General features: G+C 36.4%; 3 protein-coding genes. All 3 read right to left on the reverse strand.

Going from position 1 to position 3,401, the window contains the following annotated elements; all coding sequences use genetic code 11:
• Window positions 1–313: 313 nt before the first annotated feature.
• Window positions 314–673: a PqqD family protein gene (locus tag ABZA26_RS10755; protein WP_372714528.1), complete on the reverse strand. Its 360-nt coding sequence runs from the start codon at window positions 671–673 to the stop codon at window positions 314–316.
• A gap of 81 nt (window positions 674–754) precedes the next feature.
• Window positions 755–2,665, reverse strand: coding sequence for an OPT family oligopeptide transporter (locus ABZA26_RS10760; RefSeq protein ID WP_372714529.1), 1,911 nt, complete (start codon window positions 2,663–2,665; stop codon window positions 755–757).
• A gap of 182 nt (window positions 2,666–2,847) precedes the next feature.
• Window positions 2,848–3,401, reverse strand: a 554-nt coding sequence (locus tag ABZA26_RS10765; RefSeq protein WP_372714530.1) for an oligopeptide/dipeptide ABC transporter ATP-binding protein, incomplete at its 5' end; no start/stop codon positions are given.

The following is a 3,401-nucleotide window of genomic DNA, read 5'->3' on the forward strand; positions in this document are numbered from 1 at the left end:
CCTAGCCTCCTTACTTGTAGTATCTTCTGCAAGCATTTTTCTATCAGTGATTTAGCAGCCAATTTAACGTATATAATTTCAAGTTTTTCTTTACACCAGAAAAGAGATGCTTATTTTTAAATATTATTGATTATATCTCTTGTAAGTAAAGTTTCTAGTTTTTTTCAAACCCCTTTATTATCTTATTTTGCATTTTGAGTATATCTTATTTGATAAATCTTGAGATTTTCTTTGTTCTCTGAAAATCCCCCATACTCCTAGAAATGCCATCGTTACTGCTAAGAATAAAACTTTAAATATAAAATTAAACATTTTAATAACTTGCCTTTTTTAAATGTATAAATTTATTGTTTCTCAAAACATTTAAGTGGATTAAAAGTCTATCATAGACAGGTTCAATTTCTTCTCCAAATTCTGATTTAAGTATTTTTGATATTTTATATATATCGTTTTTCCCGTTTATAGCTTTCCAAACGATACTCCCTATTTTATCCAGGTCAATATTCGTTTCTTTAGGAGTTTTACAAAAAAACCTTACAATTTTATCAAAAGATCCGTCTCTTGGGACTATTATAGTGATCATCCCATTATCATTTTTCTTCCAATTTGTATTCTCATTTATTGAGGGGATCATTTCAAGCATATTATCGTCTTTAGATATACCATTCTTCAAAATAACACCTCGTTTTATTTAGAATAATTTTTTTAGGGAGGGAGCTCCCTCCCTAAATTTTTATTGATAATTATTTATATTTTAGTCTACTTTTAATTTTGAGAATATAGAAAATTTCATAAGAGATAATACTAGTAATCCGAATGCAACAAGTGCTCCGATTTGACCAGTATTAAACCCAAGCTGAGTTTTTATACCTGCAACTGTTAGTACTGCAAGTATTATACCAATAAGACCTTCTCCAGCGATAAGACCCGATGCATATAGTATTCCAGAGTCAGTTTTTTCTTTTATTACTTTCTTATCTGCCCCTGATTTTTCAGCTCTCTTATCAAGGACTCTCCTTATTAGTCCACCTGCCATTATTGGTGTACTAAGATGTATAGGAAGATACATTCCTATTGCTATAGGCAGTACAGGAAGACCTAGTAATTCTATTGCGACTCCAATTCCAACCCCTGTAAATACAAGAGACCAAGGAAGATTTCCTCCCATAACTCCCTCTATAACAAGACGCATAAGTGTCGCCTGCGGAGCCGGAAGTTCTTGCGAACCAAATCCCCATGCATTGTTTAGAAGAGTAAGAACCCATCCGATTACAAGAGCGGCAGCAACTACCCCGATAATTTCACCTATCTGTTGTTTTATTGGAGTAGCCCCGACAATATAACCTGTTTTAAGGTCCTGAGAAGTATCTCCCGCCATTGCAGCGATGATACATATTACCGCTCCCACTGTAAGAGTAGCGATCATTCCTGTAATTCCATCATTTCCGGTAGCCTTAAATATTATTGCTGTTATTATAAGGGTGGCAATAGTCATACCTGAAACAGGATTTGATGAACTACCTACAAGTCCAACTATTCTTGAAGAAACCGTTGCGAAGAAGAAACCAAATATAGCTATTATTGCAGCTCCACCTATTCCCACAGGTATTATAGGAAGCATTGCCATTGCGATAATTACTGTAGCGACTCCTATGCCAACAATTTTTAAAGATATATCTTTGTTCGTTCTTTCTTCTGTGTTCTCACCCATATTAGACGAATAATCTTTCATACTTTCTTTAAATGTCTGGATGATCAAAGGGATTGTCTTTATAAGATTGTATATACCTCCGAAAGCAACAGCACCAGCACCTACATATCTTATATAATAATTCCATATTCCCCAATGTCCTAGTTCACTTATAGGAACTGAAGCTGGATACATTATGATCTCACCCATTGAACCTATATTAGATATTAGAGGGATAAGCCCAAACCAGCTTATGATTGCCCCTGCAGTCATATATGATGCAATCTTAGGTCCGATTATATACCCGACACCTAGAAGAGCCGGGAGAACATCTCCTCCTATTGCAGCACCCTTGTATCCAGGTATAGTTGTTTCTATTTCACTTGGGAAAAGCTTAAATCCGTCTGTTATAAATTTGTACAGAGCACCTATCCCAAGACCTGCGAAACATGCTTTTGCCTTACTTCCACCCTCTTCTCCTGCAAGAAGGACTTCTGCACATGCAGTTCCTTCAGGATACGGTAAAACTCCGTGTTCTTTGACTATCAGGGCTTTTCTGAGAGGGACCATGAAAAGAACTCCAAGAATACCGCCACAAAGAGCTATTATAGTTATGGTCATGAGATTTGGTGCCGGAAGACTTCTCTCCTGAGACCATATATATAGAGCTGGAAGGGTAAAAATTGCCCCTGCTGCTAGAGATTCTCCGGCAGATCCTATTGTCTGGACCATGTTGTTTTCAAGTATGGATTCTTTCTTAAGTATCCCTCTTATTATTCCCATAGAAATTACGGCTGCAGGTATAGATGCACTTATTGTCATACCAACTTTAAGACCAAGATAAGCATTTGCTCCTCCAAAAATAACGGATAATAATATACCTAATATTATCGAAGTACCTGTAAATTCAGGAAGAACTCTGTCCGCCGATATAAACGGCTTAAAATCATTTTGTTGAGTAGCTTGATCATTCATTATTAAATCCCCTTAATTTATATTTTTTTTGTAAAACAGTCCAAGATCAACTGTTTTAAAGTAACTACGATGTACCGATTTGTGAAAAGCATAAGTTAAAATCTAAATTAAATTTTTACAAGTAAAGTTACTTATTACATAATTTAAGAGAGTGCAATGGTTCATACACTCTCTTAAATATTTTAGTTTGTGATTCCCTCTATTATATGGCATGCCACAAAATGATCGTTTGAGATCTCAATAAGATTAGGGTCTCCGTGTGTACACTCTCCTTTGGCGTGGACACATCTTTTGGCGAACCGGCATCCAGGCTCAGGACTTATAGGGGATGTTATCTCCCCAGTAAGTTTAACCCTTTCCATTTTTTTCTTCAGGCTAGGAGTTGGTATAGCAGAGAGCAGGGCCTTTGTATAGGGGTGGGTCGGGTTTTTAAAGAGCTTATTCGCCGGTCCTTTTTCCACCAACTGTCCCAGATACATTACTGCAACTTCATCTGAAAAATGTTTTACTACCGAAAGATCATGAGTTATAAAAATATATGTCAGGTTAAATTTTTTCTGTAAATCCTGCATCAGATTTAACACCTGAGCCTGAATAGAAACATCCAAGGCTGATACAGGTTCGTCACAGACTATAAATTTTGGTTTTAGTGCCAGAGCTCTGGCGATACCGATTCTCTGTCTTCTTCCTCCGTCTAACTCATGGGGATATGTGTTTAGTAGTCTTTGACTAAGTC

This window comes from Ilyobacter sp. (assembly GCF_041583315.1).
In the GTDB taxonomy this organism is placed as follows: Bacteria; Fusobacteriota; Fusobacteriia; order Fusobacteriales; family Fusobacteriaceae; genus Ilyobacter.